The sequence below is a fragment of the Mycobacterium syngnathidarum genome, from assembly GCF_001942625.1.
Lineage (GTDB): Bacteria > Actinomycetota > Actinomycetes > Mycobacteriales > Mycobacteriaceae > Mycobacterium > Mycobacterium syngnathidarum.
The window spans coordinates 68,484-88,488 of record NZ_MLCL01000076.1 but is presented as its reverse complement, the minus strand read 5'-3'; the positions used below and the strand labels follow the sequence as shown (position 1 = coordinate 88,488).

The 20,005-nt window shown below is 66.8% G+C and carries 2 protein-coding genes (1 of these 2 running past the window's edge); both read left to right on the top strand.

Annotated features, from left to right (window positions below):
- A protein-coding gene (locus BKG60_RS20925) for a non-ribosomal peptide synthase/polyketide synthase (RefSeq protein WP_239252492.1) crosses the window boundary here: on the top strand, window positions 1–11,834 show its 3' portion. It extends 12,622 nt beyond the left edge of the window; 11,834 of the gene's 24,456 nt are visible here — the last part of the coding sequence; its start codon lies off the left edge, out of view; its stop codon occupies window positions 11,832–11,834.
- Window positions 11,831–20,005 carry a non-ribosomal peptide synthetase gene (locus tag BKG60_RS20920; RefSeq protein WP_070945755.1) on the top strand — a complete coding sequence of 2,725 codons (8,175 nt, stop codon included), beginning with the start codon at window positions 11,831–11,833 and terminating at the stop codon, window positions 20,003–20,005. The genes BKG60_RS20925 and BKG60_RS20920 overlap by 4 nt, the downstream gene beginning before the upstream one ends.

Genomic DNA, 20,005 nt, shown 5'->3' with positions numbered 1-20,005 from the left:
AGCAGTTGTGTGCCGAGGAACGCGGGGCCGTCTGCGATCTGGCGCATCCGCCGGCCTTCCGGGTCGCCGTGATCCATACCGCCCCGAACATCCACCGGGTAGTACTGACCAACCATCACATCGTGCTCGACGGCTGGTCACTGCCCATCCTGCTGCAGGAGATCTTCGCCGCCTATCACGGTCAGCGGCTGCCCGCGGCCACCCCGTATCGCAGTTACATCAACTGGCTGGCCGATCGCGATGTCGAGGCAGCCCATGCGGCGTGGCGCGACGTGCTGGAAGGTTTCGACACACCCACCCTCGTGGACCCGTCGCAGAAATCGGAGTCCGGGCCTCGGGGGGTAGCGTCACATCGACTGTCCGCCAGGACCACCCGGGCGCTCAACGAGCTCGCGCGCTCGCACCGCACCACCGCCAACATCGTGTTGCAGGCTGCCTGGGCGCTACTGCTGAACTCATTGACCGGCCAGCGCGACATCGTCTTCGGCACGGTGGTCTCCGGACGGCCGGCCGAGCTGGCAGGAGCCGAGTCGATGGTGGGCCTGCTGATCAACACGGTGCCGGTCCGCGCGGACATCACCGCATCGACCACCACCACCGATCTGCTTGACCATCTCCAACGCGCTCACGCCAAGACCCTTGAGCATCAACACATCTCGCTCAGCGAGATCCACCGCATCACCGACCATGACCGGTTGTTCGACACCCTGTTCGTGTTCGAGAACTACCCGGTGGACACCGCCACGTTGTCCAGCGCCGAGGCGAGTCTGGAGATCGTCGAGTTCACCAGCCACGAATCCACCGACTATCCGCTGACGATGCAAGCGATACCCGGTGACGAACTCCGCCTGCGCCTCGAATACGACACCACCGTGTTCGACACCGCCGCCATCGAAGTTCTCACTCAGCGGCTAGAGGCGGTGCTGGAGGCGATGACGGCCGAACCTCGCCGCGCGCTCTCGGCTGTGGACCTCCTCGGCGAGGCGGAGCACGCCCGCCTCGCCGAATGGGGCAACAGGGCGGTGCTGTCCGAACTGGCACAGCCGGCGTCGGTTCCGGAGTTGTTCGCAGCACAGGTGACGCGGGCACCGGAGGCGGTGGCGCTGGTCTGTGGAGCGCGGTCGATGACATATCGCGACCTCGACGAGTCTGCGAATCGGTTGGCGCACTTGCTCGTCGCCGGGGGAGTGGGCCCGGGCCAGCGGGTTGCGGTGATGTTCCCGCGGTCGGCCGAGGCGATCGTGGCAATTCTGGCGGTGCTCAAGAGCGGCGCGGCTTATCTGCCGATCGATCCGGCGCTTCCCGAGGCACGCATCGAGTTCATGCTCACCGACGCCGCCCCGATCGCCGCGGTGACCACCGCTGCCTTGGCCGACCGCCTGAGCGGTCATGGCCTGACGATATTCGATGCGGACGATGTCGTCGCACCTGTTGCCGAAAGGCTGCCCAGCACACCGTTGGCGCCACCGGCGGCCGACGACATGGCACACCTCATCTACACGTCCGGCACCACCGGTCAGCCGAAGGGAGTGGCGGTCACCCAGCGCAACGTGGCGCAGCTTTTCGACTCGCTCGAGATCGGGGTACCGCTCGAGCCGGGACAGGTGTGGACGCAGTTCCATTCGTATGCGTTCGATTTCTCGGTGTGGGAGATCTGGGGCGCGCTGCTGCACGGTGGCCGGCTCGTGGTCGTGCCCGATGCGGTCACCCGTTCCCCCGAGGATTTCCATGCCCTGCTGGTGCGCGAAGGGGTCACGGTGTTGACCCAGACACCATCGGCGGCGGGAGTGCTTCCCGTGCAGGGCCTCGACCGCACTTCGTTGGTGATCGGAGCCGAGCCCTGCCCGCCGGAGTTGGTCGATCGGTGGGCACCGGGACGGGTGATGGTCAACGTCTACGGTCCGACCGAGACCACGATGTGGCTCTGTGCCAGCAGGCCACTGGAAGTCGGATCGGCCGGTCCGCAGATTGTCCCGATCGGCGCTCCGACCGCATGGGCAGCGTTCTTCGTCCTGGACGAGTGGCTGCGGCCGGTGCCCGCCGGCGTGGTCGGGGAGTTGTACCTGGCCGGTGCCGGCGTCGGTATCGGGTATTGGCGCCGCTCGGGTCTGACCGCATCGCGGTTCATGGCGTGCCCCTTCGGAGAGCCGGGCTCACGCATGTATCGCACCGGCGACCTGGTGCGGTGGCGAGCCGACGGGCAGTTGGACTATTTCGGTCGTGCCGACGAACAGGTCAAGATCCGCGGATACCGCATCGAACTCGGCGAGATCCAGTCTGCGCTGACCGCACTGGACGGTGTGGATCAGGCGGCGGTGGTCGCCCGGGAGGACCAGCCCGGTGACAAGCGTCTGGTCGGATACATCACCGGGACGGCGGATCCGGCCACAGCCCGCGCGGCCCTGGCCGAACGGCTACCGGGCTATATGGTTCCGGCCTCGGTCGTGGCCCTCGCCGCACTGCCGGTGACGGTGAACGGCAAGCTCGACACCCGGGCGCTGCCTGCGCCTGACTACCGCGACGTGGATCACTACCGCGCGCCGGCCGGGCCCGACGAGGAGATCCTGGCCGGGATCTACGCTCGGGTGCTGGGTGTCGAGCGGGTCGGCGCCGACGACTCGTTCTTCGATCTCGGCGGGGATTCCGTTTCGACGATGCGGCTGGTTTCGGCGATCAATGCCGCCCTGGGTACCGAACTGTCGGTGCGCACCGTATTCGAGGCACCCACGGTGGCGCAGCTGGCCCTGTGTATCGGCGAACGCCCGGGGGATCTGGCGCCGCTGGTGGCCCCTGAGCGGCCCGCGGTGATTCCATTGTCGTTCGCCCAGAATCGGTTGTGGTTCATCGACCAGTTGCACGGGCCGTCCCCGGTGTACAACATGCCGGTCGGATTGCGGCTTCGTGGCAAGCTCGACGCCGAAGCGTTGCGCGCCGCAGTGGGCGACGTCATTGCCCGCCACGAGAGTTTGCGCACGCTGTTCGAGGCGGCCGACGGAACACCTCGCCAGGTGGTGGTCCCGGTCGACCGCGCCGACTTCGGTTGGAGTGTCGTCGATGCCACCGGTTGGGCGTCGGCTGACCTGGACGACGCCATCGCCACGACCGTGCGCCACAGCTTCGACCTCGGCTCCGAGATCCCGTTGCAGGCAAAGGTGTTCCGTGTCGACGAGCACGATCACGTATTTGTGGCTGTGGTGCACCATATCGCCGCAGACGGCTGGTCGCTGACCCCGTTGGTGCGTGATCTGAGTGCGGCGTACGCCAGCCGGTGCTCGGGCCGCGCACCGGACTGGGCGCCACTGGCTGTGCAGTATGTCGACTACACGCTGTGGCAGCGTGTGCAGCTGGGTGAGCTCGAGGACGGTGACAGCGCGATCTCCGCTCAGCTCGCCTACTGGGAAGAAGCTCTCGCCGGCCTGCCCGAACGGCTGGCGTTACCCACCGATCGCCCCTACCCGTCCGTTGCCGATCAGCGGGGCGCGACCATCGACGTGGATTGGCCCGCCGAGTTGCAGCAGCAGGTGAGTGCGGTGGCAGGCGAGCACGGGGCAACGACCTTCATGGTGGTGCAGGCCGCCCTGCTCGCCGTGCTCTCCAAATTGAGCGCGAGTTCCGATGTGGCCGTGGGTTTCCCGATCGCAGGACGCCGGTCCCCGGCACTCGAGGAGCTGGTCGGATTCTTCGTGAACAACTTGGTGTTGCGCGCGGACCTTTCCGGGGACCCCACGGTGGCGGAGTTGCTGGCCCAGGTGCGCGCCCGCAGCTTGGCTGCTTTCGAACATCAGGACGTGCCGTTCGAAGTGTTGGTGGAACGGCTGAACCCGACCCGTAGCCTCAGTCACCACCCGCTGGTTCAGGTGGCATTGGCATGGCAGAACCTGTGGCAGGCCACTGGGCCCGCCGACGGGTTGAGCCTTGGCGACCTAGAGGTCAGCCCGTTGCCGGTGGACACCCAGACCGCTCGCATGGATCTGACGTTCTCGCTCGGAGAACGCTGGACTTCCGAAGGTGAGCCAGCCGGGATCGGTGGGGCAGTGGAATACCGCACCGATGTGTTCGATGCCGCCGGCGTCGAAATGCTGATCGCGCGCTGGCAGCGTGTCCTGACGGCGATGACGGCCGACACCACCCGACGGCTCTCCTCGCTCGAGCTGCTCGACGAGGCCGAGCACGCCCGGTTGGCTGATTGGGGTAACCAGGCCGTACTGACGGCTTTTGAGCCCGCGGCGGATGAGCTCTCGATTCCGGTGTTGTTCGCCGAACAGGTCGCCCGCTCGCCCGAGGCGGTGGCAATCAGTTTCGGCGACTGTCACATGACGTATCGGGAAGTCCATGAGGCGGCAACTCGGTTGGCGCACAGGCTGGTTGCCGACGGCGTGGGTCCGGGTACCTGCGTGGTCTTGCTGGCCGAGCGCTCTGCCGACGCGGTTGTATCGATGCTGGCGGTACTCACCGCCGGCGCAGCATATCTGCCGATCGACCCGGTTCTGCCCGATGCGCGAATCGAATTCATGCTTACCGATGCCGCGCCGGCGGCCGCGGTCGTCACCACTGGTCTGGCCGATCGACTCGCCGGGTGCGGTGTGACGGTGATCGAGGTCGGTGACGACGCGCCGGCAGTGTCTTGGACATCGGACGGCGCCTCATTGCCGGTACCGAGCCCGGACGATATCGCCTACGTCATCTACACGTCGGGCACCACCGGCGTACCCAAGGGCGTGGCGATCACCCACCGGAACGTGATCGGGCTCCTGGGCTCCGCTGACACGTTTTTGGCCGGACAGACGTGGACGCAATGGCATTCGTATGCCTTCGACGCCTCGGTCGAGGAGATCTGGGGCGCGTTGCTGCACGGCGGCCGGCTGGTGGTTGTTCCCGAGTCGGTCGCCCGGTCGCCCGAAGACCTGCAAACACTGCTCGTCGCCGAGCAGGTCGGCGTCCTGAGCCAGACCCCATCCGCGGTTGCCCTGCTGACGCCCGATCGGCTCGGGCCGGTGACGTTGTTGGTGGCGGGTGAGGCCTGCCCGGCGGAGTTGGTGGAGCGCTGGGCACCCGGACGTACGATGGTGAACGCCTACGGTCCCACCGAGACCACGATATGTGCCTCCAGGACGGCACCATTGACGCCCGAAACAGGCGCCCCGTCGATCGGTGTGCCGATTGCGGGTGCGGCGCTGTTCGTGCTCGACGGAGCGTTGCGCCGGGTGCCGCCTGGAGTGGTGGGAGAGTTGTACGTGGCCGGCCGCGGCGTGGGTGTCGGCTATCTGGGCCAGGCGAATCTGACCGGAACCCGCTTTGTGGCTTGCCCGTTCGGTGCTCCGGGGGCGCGCATGTACCGTACCGGCGATCTGGTGCACTGGGACGCCGACGGGCAGCTGCGCTACGTGGGTCGTGCTGATGAGCAGGTCAAGATCCGCGGGTATCGCATCGAACTCGGTGAGATCCAGGCGGTTCTGGCCGCACTGGACGGTGTCGAGCAGGCGGCCGTGATCGCTCGCGCAGATCGCCCGGGCGACAAACGACTGGTCGGCTATGTGACCGGCACCGCGGATCCGGCCAAGCTGCGCACCCAACTGGCCGAACAACTGCCTGTCTATATGGTTCCCGCTGCGGTGGTCACATTACCGACGTTGCCGTTGACACCGAACGGCAAGCTGAACATCCGAGCCCTTCCCGCACCCGAGTACCAGGACATCGACCGCTACCGTGCCCCAGGCAACGTAACCGAAGAGATTCTGGCCGGGATCTACGCCACCGTACTGGGTGTGGAGCGAGTAGGGGTCGACGACTCCTTCTTCGACCTGGGCGGGGATTCGCTGTCGGCGATGCGATTGGTCGCCGCGATCAACACCACCCTCGACACCGGTCTCGCAGTGCGCGTCTTGTTCGAGGCGCCCACGGTGGCGCAACTGGCGCCCCACATCGGTGACCAAGAGGCTCGCCTGGATCCGCTGGTGGCCGGAGAACGTCCCGCGGTGATCCCGCTGTCGTTCGCCCAGTCCCGGTTGTGGTTCCTCGACCAATTGCAGGGCCCGTCACCGGTTTACAACATGGCGACAGCCTTGCGGATCCGCGGCGGCCTGGATTCCGATGCGCTGGGTGTTGCACTCGCCGACGTGGTGGCCCGGCATGAAAGCCTGCGCACCGTGTTCCCGGCAGTCGACGGGATACCGCGTCAGTCGGTGTTGGCGCTCGAGGCCGCACAGTTCGGCTGGGTCGTCGTCGATGCCGCCGGCTGGACAGCGGACAGGTTGCACGACGCGATCGCCGCGGCCGCGCAGCACACTTTCGATCTGTCCACCGAAATACCGCTGCGGGCAAAACTTTTCCGCCTTGCCGAAGACGAACATGTGCTGGCTGCGGTGGTGCACCATATCGCCGCCGATGCTTGGTCGCTGACCCCACTGGTGCTCGACCTCGGTGTGGCCTACTCCGCCCGAAGTGCCGGGCAGGCCCCCGCCTGGTCTGATCTGACCGTCCAGTACGTCGATTACACGCTGTGGCAACGCGCACAGTTCGGCGACTTCGACGACAGCCGGAGCCGTATCGCCAAGCAACTGGCCTACTGGCAGGATGCACTGGCCGGTATGCCGGAGCGGGTGGAACTGCCCACCGTCCGGCCCTATCCGCCGACGGCGGACCAGCGCGGGGCCATCGTCACCGTGGATTGGCCGGCAGAACTGCAGCAGCAGGTCGCCCGTGTGGCCCGTGAGCACAATGCGACCAGCTTCATGGTGATTCAAGCGGGGCTGTTGACCCTGCTCTCGAAGCTCAGCGGAAGTTCCGATGTGGCAGTCGGTTTCCCCATCGCTGGGCGCCGTGACCCCGCACTCGACGAACTCATCGGATTCTTCGTCAACACTCTGGTGTTGCGCGCCGATCTGGGCGGAAACCCGACGGTCGCGGAACTCTTGGCGCAGGTGCGGTCCCGCAGTCTGGCAGCCTATGACCACCAGGATGTGCCGTTCGAGGTGCTCGTCGAGCGGCTCAACCCGACGCGTTCCCTGACCCATCACCCCCTGATCCAGGTGGCGCTGGGCTGGCAGAACGTACCCGGCCAGTCCACCGGCGGCCTTGCTCTCGGTGATCTCGAGGTCAGCCAGATGCCCGCGGACACCCACACCGCACGCATGGATCTGAGCTTCTCCCTGGCCGAACGGTGGACCCAGACCGGGGCTCCGGCCGGAATCGGCGGAACGGTGGAGTTCCGCACCGACGTGTTCGACACGGCGACCATCGAAACGATGCTCGGCCGGTTCGAGCTGCTGTTGTCGGCGATGACGGCCGATACCGACCGGGCGCTGTCCTCGATCGACCTGCTCGGCGCCGCCGAGCACGCGCACCTCGACGCCGTCGGCAACCGGGCGGCGCTGGCCGCGACGGTGCCTGCAGATCCGTTGTCGGTCCCAGCGTTGTTCACCGCCGAGGTGAATCGCGCACCCGAGGCCGTCGCGGTCACGTTCGACGGCCGATCCCTGACCTACCGCGCGCTCGACGAGGCCGCAAACCGTTTGGCGCACTTCCTCATCGGTCAGGGTGCGGGACCGGGCAGCTGTGTGGCCGTGCTGCTCGAGCGTTCTGCCGATGCCGTTGTAGCGATGCTGGCGGTACTGAAGGCCGGGGCCGCGTACCTGGCGATCGATCCCGCACTGCCTGCGGCCCGAATCGATTTCATGCTCGCCGACGCCGCACCGGTCGCCGCGGTCACGACCAGCCCTCTGGCCGGCCGGCTGGACGGCCGTGGCCTGTGCGCGATCGATGTCCACGACCCGGCGATTGCGGACCAGCCCGACACCGCACCCGCGGAACCGCTACCCGAGGACATCGCCTACCTCATCTACACGTCGGGAACCACCGGTGTTCCCAAGGGGGTGGCGGTCAGCCATCAGAATCTGGCTCACCTGGCCCGGTCCACCCCCGAGCAGCTGCCGACGAATCCGGTATGGACGCAGTGCCATTCGTACGCGTTCGACTTCTCGGTATGGGAGATCTGGGCCGCGCTGCTGGGAGGGGCACGTCTGGTCGTCGTGCCCGAGTCGGTGGTGAGCTCACCCGACGAGTTCCACGAGCTGCTCGTCCGCGAACAGGTGAACGTGCTGACCCAGACCCCGTCGGCGGCGGGGGCACTGTCCCCGGAGGGACTGGAATCGGTGGCGCTGCTGCTCGGTGGTGAAGCCTGCCCGGGTGAGGTGGTCGACCGCTGGGCCCCTGGCCGGCTCGTGATCAACGCCTATGGCCCCACCGAGATCACGGTGTATGCGTCGATGAGTGCGCCTCTGAAACCAGGATCGGGCGCGGCACCGATCGGGGCTCCGGTCCCGACATCGGCGTTGTTCGTACTCGACCAGTGGTTGCGTCCGGTGCCTCCCGGGGTGGCGGGGGAGCTCTACGTGGCCGGCGCGGGTGTTGCGGTTGGCTACCTGGGCCGCTCAGGTTTGACTGCCACGCGGTTCGTGGCGTGTCCGTTCGGGGAACCGGGGCAGCCCGCAATACGGATGTACCGCACCGGAGATCTCGTCAGCTGGCGCGCCGACGGGCAGCTGCAATACCTTGGCCGTGCCGACGACCAGGTCAAGATCCGCGGGTATCGGATCGAGCTCGGCGAGGTACAGGCCGCGTTGGGTGCGTTGGACGGTGTCGAGCAGGCGGTGGTGATCGCCCGCGAAGACCACCCGGGGATCAAGCGGCTGGTCGGCTACGTAACCCACGATGCGTCCGGCTCGGCCGAGCCGGTGGGCCTCCGAAACATGTTGGCGGACCGGCTTCCGCCCTACATGATTCCGGCGGCCATCGTGGTCCTGGGGGCGTTGCCGTTGACCGTCAACGGCAAACTCGACGTCCGGGCCTTACCGGCACCGGACTATCAAGACGCCGGCCAGTACCGCGCTCCCGAGACGGCCGTCGAGGAGATCCTCGCCGGAATCTTCGCCGAAGTTCTCGGACTGGAGCGGATCGGCGTGGACGACTCGTTCTTCGACCTCGGCGGCGACAGCATCCTTTCCATGCAGGTCGTCGCGAGAGCCAGGGCGTGTGGCGTGATGTGCAGGCCTCGTGACATTTTCGTCGAGCAGACCGTCGCCCGACTGGCGCAAGTGGCAGGCGTGGCAGACGATGATGCCGGCCCTGTCGACGAGGGTGTCGGTCCGGTGAAGCCGACCCCGATCATGCGGTGGCTGGAAGAGGTGGACCGCGAGGGCCGGCCGGTCGATCAGTTCAACCAGACGGTGGTGGTGCAGGCTCCGGCCGGGGTCACCGAGTCCGATGTCGAGACGGTACTGGCGGCCCTGCTCGATCGGCATGCCATGTTGCGTCTGCGTGCTGAAGATGCCGGGACCGGCAACTGGTCGCTCGTGGTACCCGAGAAGGGTTCGGTACGAGCACATCTGGACTCGGCCGACGCCGTCTCCGACGAGGCACTGATCGCAGCCCGGTCGCGGTTGAACCCGGCGGCGGGCGAGATGGTCAGCGCGCTGTGGGTGGCCACCACCGGCCAGCTGGTGCTGACGGTCCATCACCTGGCCATCGATGCGGTGTCCTGGCGAATTCTGCTCGAGGACCTCAACATCGCCTGGGCACAACATTGTCAGGGGCAGCCGATCGTATTGCCCACCGCCGGGACCTCATTCGCGCAGTGGGCGACACTGCTGGAGGAGCACGCCCGCTCGGCGGCAGTGGTGGGTCAGGCCGACGCCTGGCGACGAGTACTGGCGGCCCCGTCGGCGCTGCCCGCGGTCCGACCCGAACTCGATACATACGAAACCGCAGGTCATCTCACCACATCGCTGGATGCCGCGACGACGCGTGTGCTGCTTGGAGAAGCGCCGGCCGCATTCCACGCCGGAGTGCAGGACATCCTGCTGATCGCCTACGGCATGGCGTTGACCGAATTCCTCGGTGTGACCTTGCCGGTCACCATCGACGTCGAGGGCCACGGCCGTAGCGAGGAACTGGGTGCGAGCGTCGACCTGTCCCGAACGGTCGGGTGGTTCACCACCAAGTACCCGGTGACCCTGACCATGACGGGCGAACCGGAAGGCCAACGGGGCAGGCTGCCGTGGTCCGATGTGGTGGCCGGTGGTCCGGCACTGGGCCGCGTCATCAAGGACGCCAAGGAACAACTGCGTGCCCTGCCCGACGGAATGACCTACGGTCTCCTGCGTTACCTGAACCCCGATGTCGACCTGTTCGGGGCCGACCCGGCTGTCGGGTTCAATTATCTCGGCAGAGTGGGTTCCGCCGGTCCAGTCCCGTCGGAGGCGGCTGCGGATCTGTGGCGGCCCAGCAGTGACGGGGCGGCGGTCGCATCCGTTGCCTCAGCCATCCCCATGCCGCTGGGCCATACGGTCGAACTCAACGCGAGCACCGCTGAAACCGAGTCCGGCCCAAGTCTTCACGCCTCGTGGACGTGGGCCCCCTCGGCCCTGGGCGAGGACCAGGTCAGCCGGCTGGGTCAACTCTGGTTCGAGGCGCTGACCGGAATCTGTGCGTACGTCGGCGCCGGTGGCGGAGGCCTCACGCCATCTGACATCGTGCCGGCCGATCTCACCCAGCCCCAGATCGACGAGCTGACCGAACATCACCGGGTCGCCGACATCCTGCCGCTGACACCGCTGCAGCGGGGGCTCCTGTTCCAGGCCAATGCCACAAGGAACAATGATGACGACGTCTACGCCATGCAGCTGGACATCACCATCACCGGACCCCTGGATCCGCTGCGGTTGCGTGAGGCGGTGCGCGCCGTGGTCAACCGGCACCCCAACTTGGCAGCCCGGTTCGACAAGCGATTCGACGAGCCGGTCCAGATCATCCCGGCCGACGCCACGGTGCCCTGGCAGTACCTCGACATGGCCACGGGCACAGTGACGCTCGACGAGCAGGTGGCACAGGTGTGCGCCGCCGAACGCGCCTCGGTCTGCGATCTCGTGCACCAAACGGCGTTCCGCACCGCCTTGATCAAGACCTCGGACAGCGAGCACCGGTTCGTCATGACCTATCACCACATCGTGCTCGACGGTTGGTCACTGCCGATCCTGTTGCAGGAGATCTTCGCCGGCTACTACGGGCAGCGCCTTCCCGCTGCCGCGCCGTACCGGAATTTCGTGGCATGGATGGCCGATCGGGATGTCGCGGCCGCCAACACTGCCTGGCGCGATGTCCTCGCCGGCTTTGCCACCCCGACCCTGGTCGCACCCGGTCGGGCAACACCGGGACGACGCGCCACCGAGACGTTCCGGCTGCCCGCCGAGACGACCCGGGCCGTCACCGAGCTCGCACGCGCCCAACACACCACCGCCAACACCGTCTTGCAGGCTGCGTGGGCCCAGGTGCTCATGTGGCTCACCGGCCAGCACGACGTCACCTTCGGTGTCGCGGTATCGGGCCGGTCGGCCGAAGTGGCAGGAGCGGATTCGATGGTGGGACTGCTGATCAATACCGTGCCGGTTCGCGCCACCATCACACCCGACACCACCATCGCCGGCCTGCTCGACGAACTGCAACGCCACCACAGCGACACCCTCGATCACCAGCATCTGGCGCTCAGCGAGATTCATCGTGCCGTGGGGCAGGATCAGCTGTTCGACACGCTGTTCGTCTATCAGAACTACCCGGTGGAGACAGTGGCGTCGTCGATGGCCGACGGTCTGGCCATCACCGCGGTCAACGGACGCGAATACAACCACTACCCGCTGACGATGCAAGCGATGCCAGGTACCGAACTGGTTCTGCGGGTCGAATTCGACACCGACGTGTTCACGGCGAAACGCGTGAACAAGGTCGTCGCGCGGTTCCGGCGGGTGCTGGACGCCATGACCGGGGAGGAACCGCGATCGTGACTGCCGAGGCCAACCGGCGACTGTTGTCGATGGATCTCGATGACGACGATGAACTCGAGGAACTCGACGGCTGGGGTAACCGGTCCGCCCTGACCGAGACGACGCCACAGACGGGGACGATTCCGGAGTTGTTTTCCGAGCAGGTGACTCGGGATCCCAGGGCAGTGGCGGTCAGCTTCGACGGAAGCCACATCACGTACGGCGACCTCGATGAGGCCGCCAATCGGTTGGCGCACCTGCTGATCGAACGTGGCGTCAGGCCGGGCCACCGGGTGGCCCTGTTGTTCTCCCGATCGATCGAGGCCGTCGTGGCCGTCATGGGTGTGCTGAAAACCGGCGCGGCTTATGTGCCGATCGACCCGGTGGTTCCTGATGCCCGGGTGGAGTTCGTGGTTGCCGATTCCGGGCCGGTGGCCGCGGTGACCACCGCCGATCTCGCCGATCGCCTTGACGGACATGGCTTTCCGGTGATCGCTGTCGACGACGCCGTGGCGGACACTCAGCCCGTCGCCGCGCCGCGACTCGTGGCAGCACCTGATGACGTCGCATATCTGATCTACACGTCGGGCACCACCGGTGTGCCCAAGGGCGTGGCGATCCCGCACCGAAATGTCACCCGCCTGCTGGGCGCGATCGATCGAGATGTGATGTTGTCCGCCGGCCAGGTGTGGACACAGTGTCATTCGTTGGCGTTCGACTTCTCGGTGTGGGAGATCTTCGGCGCCCTGCTCCACGGCGGACGGTTGGTGGTGGTGCCCGAATCCGTGACACGCTCGGCTGAGGAGCTCCACACCCTGTTGATCGCCGAGCAGGTCAGCGTTTTGAGTCAGACGCCGTCGGCGTTCTACGCGCTGCAAGCCGTGGAGAAGGGGCAGACCGACTTCAGCCGCCAAACCACGGCACTCGAGGTTGTCGTGTTCGGCGGTGAGGCGCTCGAACCGCCTCGGCTCGCACCATGGTTGGACCGCCACCCGGTATCGCCGCGATTGATCAACATGTACGGGATCACCGAGACGACGGTGCATGCCTCGTTCCGTGAGATCACCGCCGCCGATGTGGGCCGCGCGGTCAGTCCGATCGGTGTGCCGCTGGCTGATCTGGCGTTCTTCGTGCTCGATGATTGGTTGCGCCCGGTGCCTGCGGGTGCGATGGGTGAGTTGTATGTCGCCGGTGCGGGTTTGGGCTACGGCTACGTGGAGCGGGCGCCGTTGACCGCGACACGGTATGTGGCGTGCCCTTTCGGTCCTCCGGGCAGGCCCGCAACCCGGATGTACCGCACCGGGGATCTGGTCAGTTGGGGTGCCGACGGGCAGTTGCAGTATCTGGGCCGTGCCGATGAGCAGGTCAAGATCCGCGGGTATCGCATCGAACTCGGTGAGATCCAAGCTGCTTTGATGGCGTTGGACGGTGTCGATCAGGCGGTGGTGATCGCCCGTGAGGACCGGCCCGGGGACAAGCGTCTGGTCGGCTACACCACGGGGCCGGGCGATCCCGCCGCATTGCGTGACGCACTGGGGGAGAAGCTGCCGCCCTACATGGTGCCCACGGCCATCGTTGCCATCGAGACCGTTCCGCTGACGGTCAACGGCAAGCTCGACAAGAAGGCCTTGCCCGCACCGGAATACCAGCACGGCGATGACTACCGGGCCCCGTCGACTCCGACCGAGGAGATGGTGGCCGGCATCTACGCCGAGATCCTCGGCCTGGACCGCGTCGGCGTCGACGACTCCTTTTTCGAACTCGGCGGGGATTCGCTGCAGGCCATGCGCCTGGTGGCCGCGCTCAACCGAACCCTGGACGCCGGGCTTGAAGAGCGGGTCATCTTCGATGCTCCGACGGTGGCGGAATTGGTGCTTCGCATCGGTGACGGTGCCGGGAACCAGCAGCCATTGCTGGCGGGTGACCGCCCGGAGATGATGCCCCTGTCGTTCGCGCAGAGCCGGTTGTGGTTCATCGACCAATTGCAGGGCCCCTCACCGGTGTACAACCTGGCGGCGGGGCTGCGTCTCACCGGCTCGCTCGATGTCGATGCGCTGGGCACGGCCATTGCCGACCTCTTGGAGCGGCACGAGAGCCTGCGCACCTTGTTCCCGACGGTCGAGGGGACTCCTCATCAGCTGATCGCCGCCGCGGACCAGACCGGGTTCAGCTGGAAGGTCGTCGATGCCTGCGGATGGCCGGCAGCCCGGTTACAAGAAGCCGTCGAAGACACCGCGCGGCACGGATTCGACCTGGGTGCCGAGATCCCCTTCCTGGCACGGATTTTCCGTGTCACCGACGACGAGCATGTGCTGGTGGTCGTGGTGCACCACATCGCCGCCGACGGGTGGTCGATCACCCCGCTGGTGACCGATCTGGCTGTGGCCTACGCCGATCGGTGCGCTGGGCACGCACCTGGCTGGGAACCGTTGGCGGTCCAGTACGCGGATTACACGTTGTGGCAACGGGCCCAGCTGGGCGATCTGGAAGACAGTGACAGCCGGATTTCGCAGCAACTGAGATTCTGGACCGATGCCCTGGCGGGCATGCCCGAATGCGTGGCGTTGCCGACCGACCGTCCGTACCCCATGGTGGCCGAGCAACAGGGTGACCGAATCGATGTCGAGTGGCCGGCAGATGTGCAGCAGCGGGTTGCTCGCCTGGCCCGTGATCACAACGCGACCAAGTTCATGGTCCTCCAAGCGGCGCTGCTGACCCTGTTGTCGAAGCTGAGCTCCAGTTCTGATGTGGCGGTGGGCTTCCCGATCGCCGGGCGTCGTGATCCCGCCCTCGACGATCTGGTCGGGTTCTTCGTCAACACGTTGGTGCTGCGTGTGGATCTGGCGGGCGACCCGACGGTCAGCGAGGTGCTGGCTCAAGTACGTGCCAACAGTCTCGGCGCCTTCGAACACCAGGATGTGCCGTTCGAAGTGCTCGTCGAACGACTCAACCCGACCCGGTCGCTGACCCATCACCCCCTTGTGCAGGTGATGATGGCCTGGCAGAACGTCCCCGGCCAGGCCGGCGGCTCCGGCGACGGATTGGCACTCGGAGATCTGCAGGCCACCCCGCTGCCATTGGACACGCACACCGCCCGCACGGACCTGTCGTTCTCCCTGGCGGAACGTTGGACTGAAACCGGCCAGGCCGCAGGGATTTCCGGGACGGTGGAGTACCGCACCGACGTGTTCGACGCGTCGACGATCGAAGCCCTGGTCGCCCGGTTATACCGCGTGCTGGAGGCGATGGCGGCCGACCCGGCCCGCCGGCTGTCGGCAATCGACGTGCTCGATGCCGACGAACAGGTGCACCTGTACACGGTGGGCAACCGGGCGGCGCTGACCAGCCCTGCGCCGCAGGCGGGCTCGATCCCGGCCTTGTTCGGCACCCAGGTGGCACGTGCTGCCGATGCGCCGGCGGTCAGCTTCGGCGGAAGCCACATCACCTACGGAGATCTCGATCGGGCCGCGAACCGACTGGCGCACTTGCTGATCGAGCGTGGCGCCGGCCCGGGGCAGCGGGTAGCGGTGCTGTTGTCCCGGTCGGTCGAGGCCGTGGTGGCGATCATGGGCGTGCTGAAAACCGGTGCGGCGTATGTGCCGGTCGACCCCGCGGTGCCCGATTCGCGGCTGGATTTCGTGCTCGCCGACTCCCAGCCGGTCGTGGCGGTCACCACCGAGGATCTGACCGGCCGTCTGGCCGGGCATTCCGTGACGGTCATCGCTGTCGACGACGCCGCGGTGGCGGGGCAGGCCGACAGTCCGCCGCACCTCGGTCCCACGCCGGACGACATCGCGTATGTGATCTACACGTCGGGCACCACGGGTGTACCCAAGGGCGTGGCGATCCCGCACCGCAACGTGATTCGGCTGTTGCAGGCGCTGGACGCGGACCTGGAGTTGTCGTCTGGCCAGGTGTGGACACAGAGTCATTCGTTGGCGTTCGACTTCTCGGTGTGGGAGATCTTCGGCGCGCTGGTACACGGCGGCCGGCTGGTGGTGGTATCCGATTCGGTGGCGCGGTCTCCCGAGGATTTCCACGCTCTGTTGGTCCACGAACGAGTCAGCGTGTTGAGTCAGACGCCATCGGCGTTCTATGCGCTGCAAACCGCGGACGAGTTGTCACCGGCGTCCGGGTCTGAGCTGGAACTTGAGCTGGTCGTCTTCGGTGGCGAGGCGCTGGACCCGACACGGCTGGCCGAGTGGCTGGAAGACCACCCGGTGCTACCACGATTGATCAACATGTACGGGATCACCGAGACGACGGTGCATGCCTCGTTCCGTGAGATCACCGCCGCCGACGTGAGCCGCGCGGTCAGTCCGATCGGTGTGCCGCTCAAGCACCTGGCCTTTTTCGTGCTGGATCGCTGGATGCGTCCGGTGCCGGTCGGCGTGGTGGGTGAGTTGTATGTCGCCGGTGCGGGTTTGGCTGTCGGGTACGTGGGCCGGGCCGGCTTGAGCGCGTCACGGTTCGTGGCCTGTCCGTTCGCTCCGCCGGGACACCGGATGTATCGCACCGGGGACCTGGTGTCCTGGAACTCCGACGGGCAGTTGCAGTATCTGGGCCGTGCCGATGAGCAGGTCAAGATCCGTGGTTATCGCATCGAACTCGGTGAGATCCAGGCCGCTTTGATGGCGTTGGACGGTGTCGAGCAGGCGGTGGTGATCGCCCGTGAGGACCGGCCCGGGGACAAGCGTCTGGTCGGCTACCTCACCGGCACCGCAGATCCGCTGGCGACCCGCGTGGCGCTGGGGGACCGGCTCCCGTCCTACATGGTGCCCACCGCCGTCGTCGCGATCGACGCACTGCCCCTCACGGTCAACGGCAAACTCGATGTTCGCGCGTTGCCCGCGCCCGAATACCAGGACGTCGATCACTATCGCGCCCCGGCCACGCCCGTCGAGGAGATCCTGGCCGGCATCTTCGCCCAAGTCCTCGGATTGGACCAGGTCGGTGTCGACGACTCGTTCTTCGACCTTGGCGGCGACAGTATTTCGGCGATCCAGGTGATCTGGCGCGCGCACAGTGCCGGACTCACCGGTCGCCCACGCGATATCTTCGTCCAGCAGACGGTGGCCCGCCTGGCGCGGGTGGTCAGGTTGGCCGACAGCTCCGGCACGGCGATCGACGACGGGCTCGGACCGGTGGTGGCGACCCCGATCATGCGCTGGCTCAAGAGCCTGGAAACCGCCGACGGCCCGATCGACGAGTTCAACCAGACTGTGGTGCTGCAGGCCCCGGCCGGGGCCGGCGAGGATGACGTCGTAATCCTGTTGCAGGCCTTGCTCGATCGCCACGGCATGCTCCGCTTGCGGGCCGAGGACGACGGAGCGGGCGGATGGTCGATGAGTGTGCCTGAAGCCAACACGGTGGACGCCCGCGGGTGTCTGCAGACGATGGACCTGTTGACCGAAGACGCCCTGGCGGCGGCCCGCTCGCGGTTGAACCCAGCAGCCGGGACGATGCTGTGCGCGGTGTGGTGCTCTGCCACGGGCCAACTGGCGCTGGTGGTCCACCATCTGGCCATCGACGGCGTGTCGTGGCGAATTGTTTTGGAAGACCTGAACATCGCCTGGACCCAGCACCGCGGCGGGCAACCGGTGCTGTTGCCGCCGGCGGGTACGTCGTTCACCGGCTGGGCGAATCGACTCGCCGAACATGCGCGCCATCCCGATGTGGTCGGCCAGGCCGGCGCTTGGCGCCAGGTGACCGCGGTCCCCGCCGCGTTGCCGGCGCCGCAACCCGCCGAGGATACGTTCGCCACGGCCGGATATCTGACCGAGTTCCTGGACGCCGAGACCACCCACATGCTGCTCGGCGATGTGCCTGCGGCATTTCATGCCGGGGTACACGAGATCCTGTTGATCGCCTTCGGTTTGGCGTGGGCGCAGTACCTGGGCACCGGTGGCGCGCCGATCGCGTTCGATGTGGAGGGGCACGGCCGCCACGAGGAATTGGACGGCGGTGGTGACACCGACATCGACCTGTCGCGCACGGTGGGATGGTTCACCACGAAGTACCCGGTGTCGCTGAGCTTTGGCGGCCGTGGCGGAGGGCTGCGCTGGACACAGGTGGTGGCCGGCGATGCCGCGCTTGGTGCGGTGATCAAAGACGCCAAAGAACAACTTCGAGCGCTGCCGGACGGTCTGACCTATGGTCTGCTGCGCTATCTCAACCCGGATGTGGACCTGCCCGGCGCCGATCCCGTCATCGGCTTCAACTACCTCGGACGGCTGGGATCCCCGGCAGCCTATGCGTCCGGTGACGTGTGGCGCTTCAGCCAGGAAGGCCTGTCGTTGACCGGTGCTGCCGGGGCGATGCCCATCGCGTTGGCGCATTCGGTGGAGCTCAATGCCGTCACGATCGACACCGACACCGGCCCGCATCTGAACGCCACCTGGACATGGGCACCCACCGCGCTGGACCGCACGGCCGTCACCCGGATCAGCCGGCTGTGGTTCGACGCCTTGGCAGGAATCTGCGCCCATGTCAGGCGAGGTGGTGGCGGGCTGACACCGTCGGACATCGCCCCGGCCCGGCTGAGCCAGCAGCAGATCGACACCCTGCACGCCGACGGACCGATCGCCGACGTGCTGCTCCTGACGCCATTGCAGCAGGGGCTGCTGTACCACGCCGGCATCGCGAACAGCTCCGGCGACGATGTCTATGCGGTGCAGTTGGATCTGGCGTTGAGCGGCCCGCTCGACGTGCACCGGCTGCGGGACGCCGTGCAGGCGGTGGTCGGCAGACATCCGCATCTGGCTGCCCGATTCTGCCCGCAATTCGAACAACCGGTGCAGGTCATTCCCGCAGAGCCGGTGGCACCTTGGCGGTATATCACGTTGGACACCAACGGGATTGGCATCGCCGATCAGATCGAGGAGATCTGCGCGGCCGAACGCGCGGCTGTGTGCGACCTGGAGAATCAGCCTGCGTTCCGGGCCGTCTTGATCCGTATCGCGGACAACCGGCACCAATTCGTGCTGACCAATCACCACATCGTTCTGGACGGCTGGTCGATGCCGATCCTGATGCAGGAGATCTTCGCCGGATACCAAGGGCTGCGGTTGCCCGCGGCGTCGCCGTATCGCAGCTTCATGACGTGGCTGGCCGAACGCGACCACCACGCCGCCCGGGCAGCATGGCGCGAGGTGCTGGACGGATTCGACACGCCGATCCTGGTCGGGCCGCCGCAGCGGCTGCGGTTCGGGGAGCGTTGCGTCGACTCGTATCGGGTGCCCGCGAAAACCACGCGCGCGCTCACCAAGCTGGCGCGTTCGCATCACACCACCGTCAACGTGGTGTTGCAGGGCGCCTGGGCGCTCCTGCTCAGTTCACTGACCGGCCAGTCGGACGTCGCGTTCGGCACTGTCGTGTCGGGCAGGTCTGCCGAGGTCGACGGCGCAGATTCGATGGTCGGCCTGCTGATCAACACCGTGCCGGTGCGGGCCACTTTCACCCCGGCCACCACCACCGTCGATCTGCTCGAGCAGCTGCAGCGGACCCACAACGACACGCTCGACCACCAGCACGTGGCGCTCAGCGACATCCATCGCATCACCGGCCAGGACACGCTGTTCGACACCGTCTTCGTCTATGAGAACTATCCGACCGAGGGAGGCGCACAACCCGGTGGTGACGGGCTGGTCATCACCGGTTTCAGCAGCCGGGACTACTACCACTACCCGATCGCGGTGCAAGCCGGGCCGGGCCGCGAGCTGGAGCTTCGCGTCCAGTACGACACCGACGTGTTCGACAGGGAAACGATCGCGGCACTGATGGAGCGGTTCAAGAAGGTGCTGGCGGAGATGACGGCACATCCGGGGCGCCGCCTGTCGTCCTTCGACCTGCTCAAAGGCTCGGCACAGCCACGGCTGGCCTGGGCCCGCGGGGCGCAGCCCGAGCGCGCGGCGTTGCCGGCACCCGAACCCGGTGCGAACAGCGATGCGTACCGCCCGCCGGCCACCTTGATCGAGCAGATCGTGGCCAGCATCTACGCCGAGGTACTGGGCGTGGACCGGGTCGGGGTAGAGGAGTCGTTCTTCGAGTTGGGCGGCGATTCGATTTCTGCGATGCGTGCCATCGCCGCGATAAACGGCGCGCTCGACGTCGAGCTCACGGTTCTCACGTTGTTCGAATCCCCGTCCGTCCGCGAATTGGCCCAGCAATTGGAGACCACACCTGCTCAATAG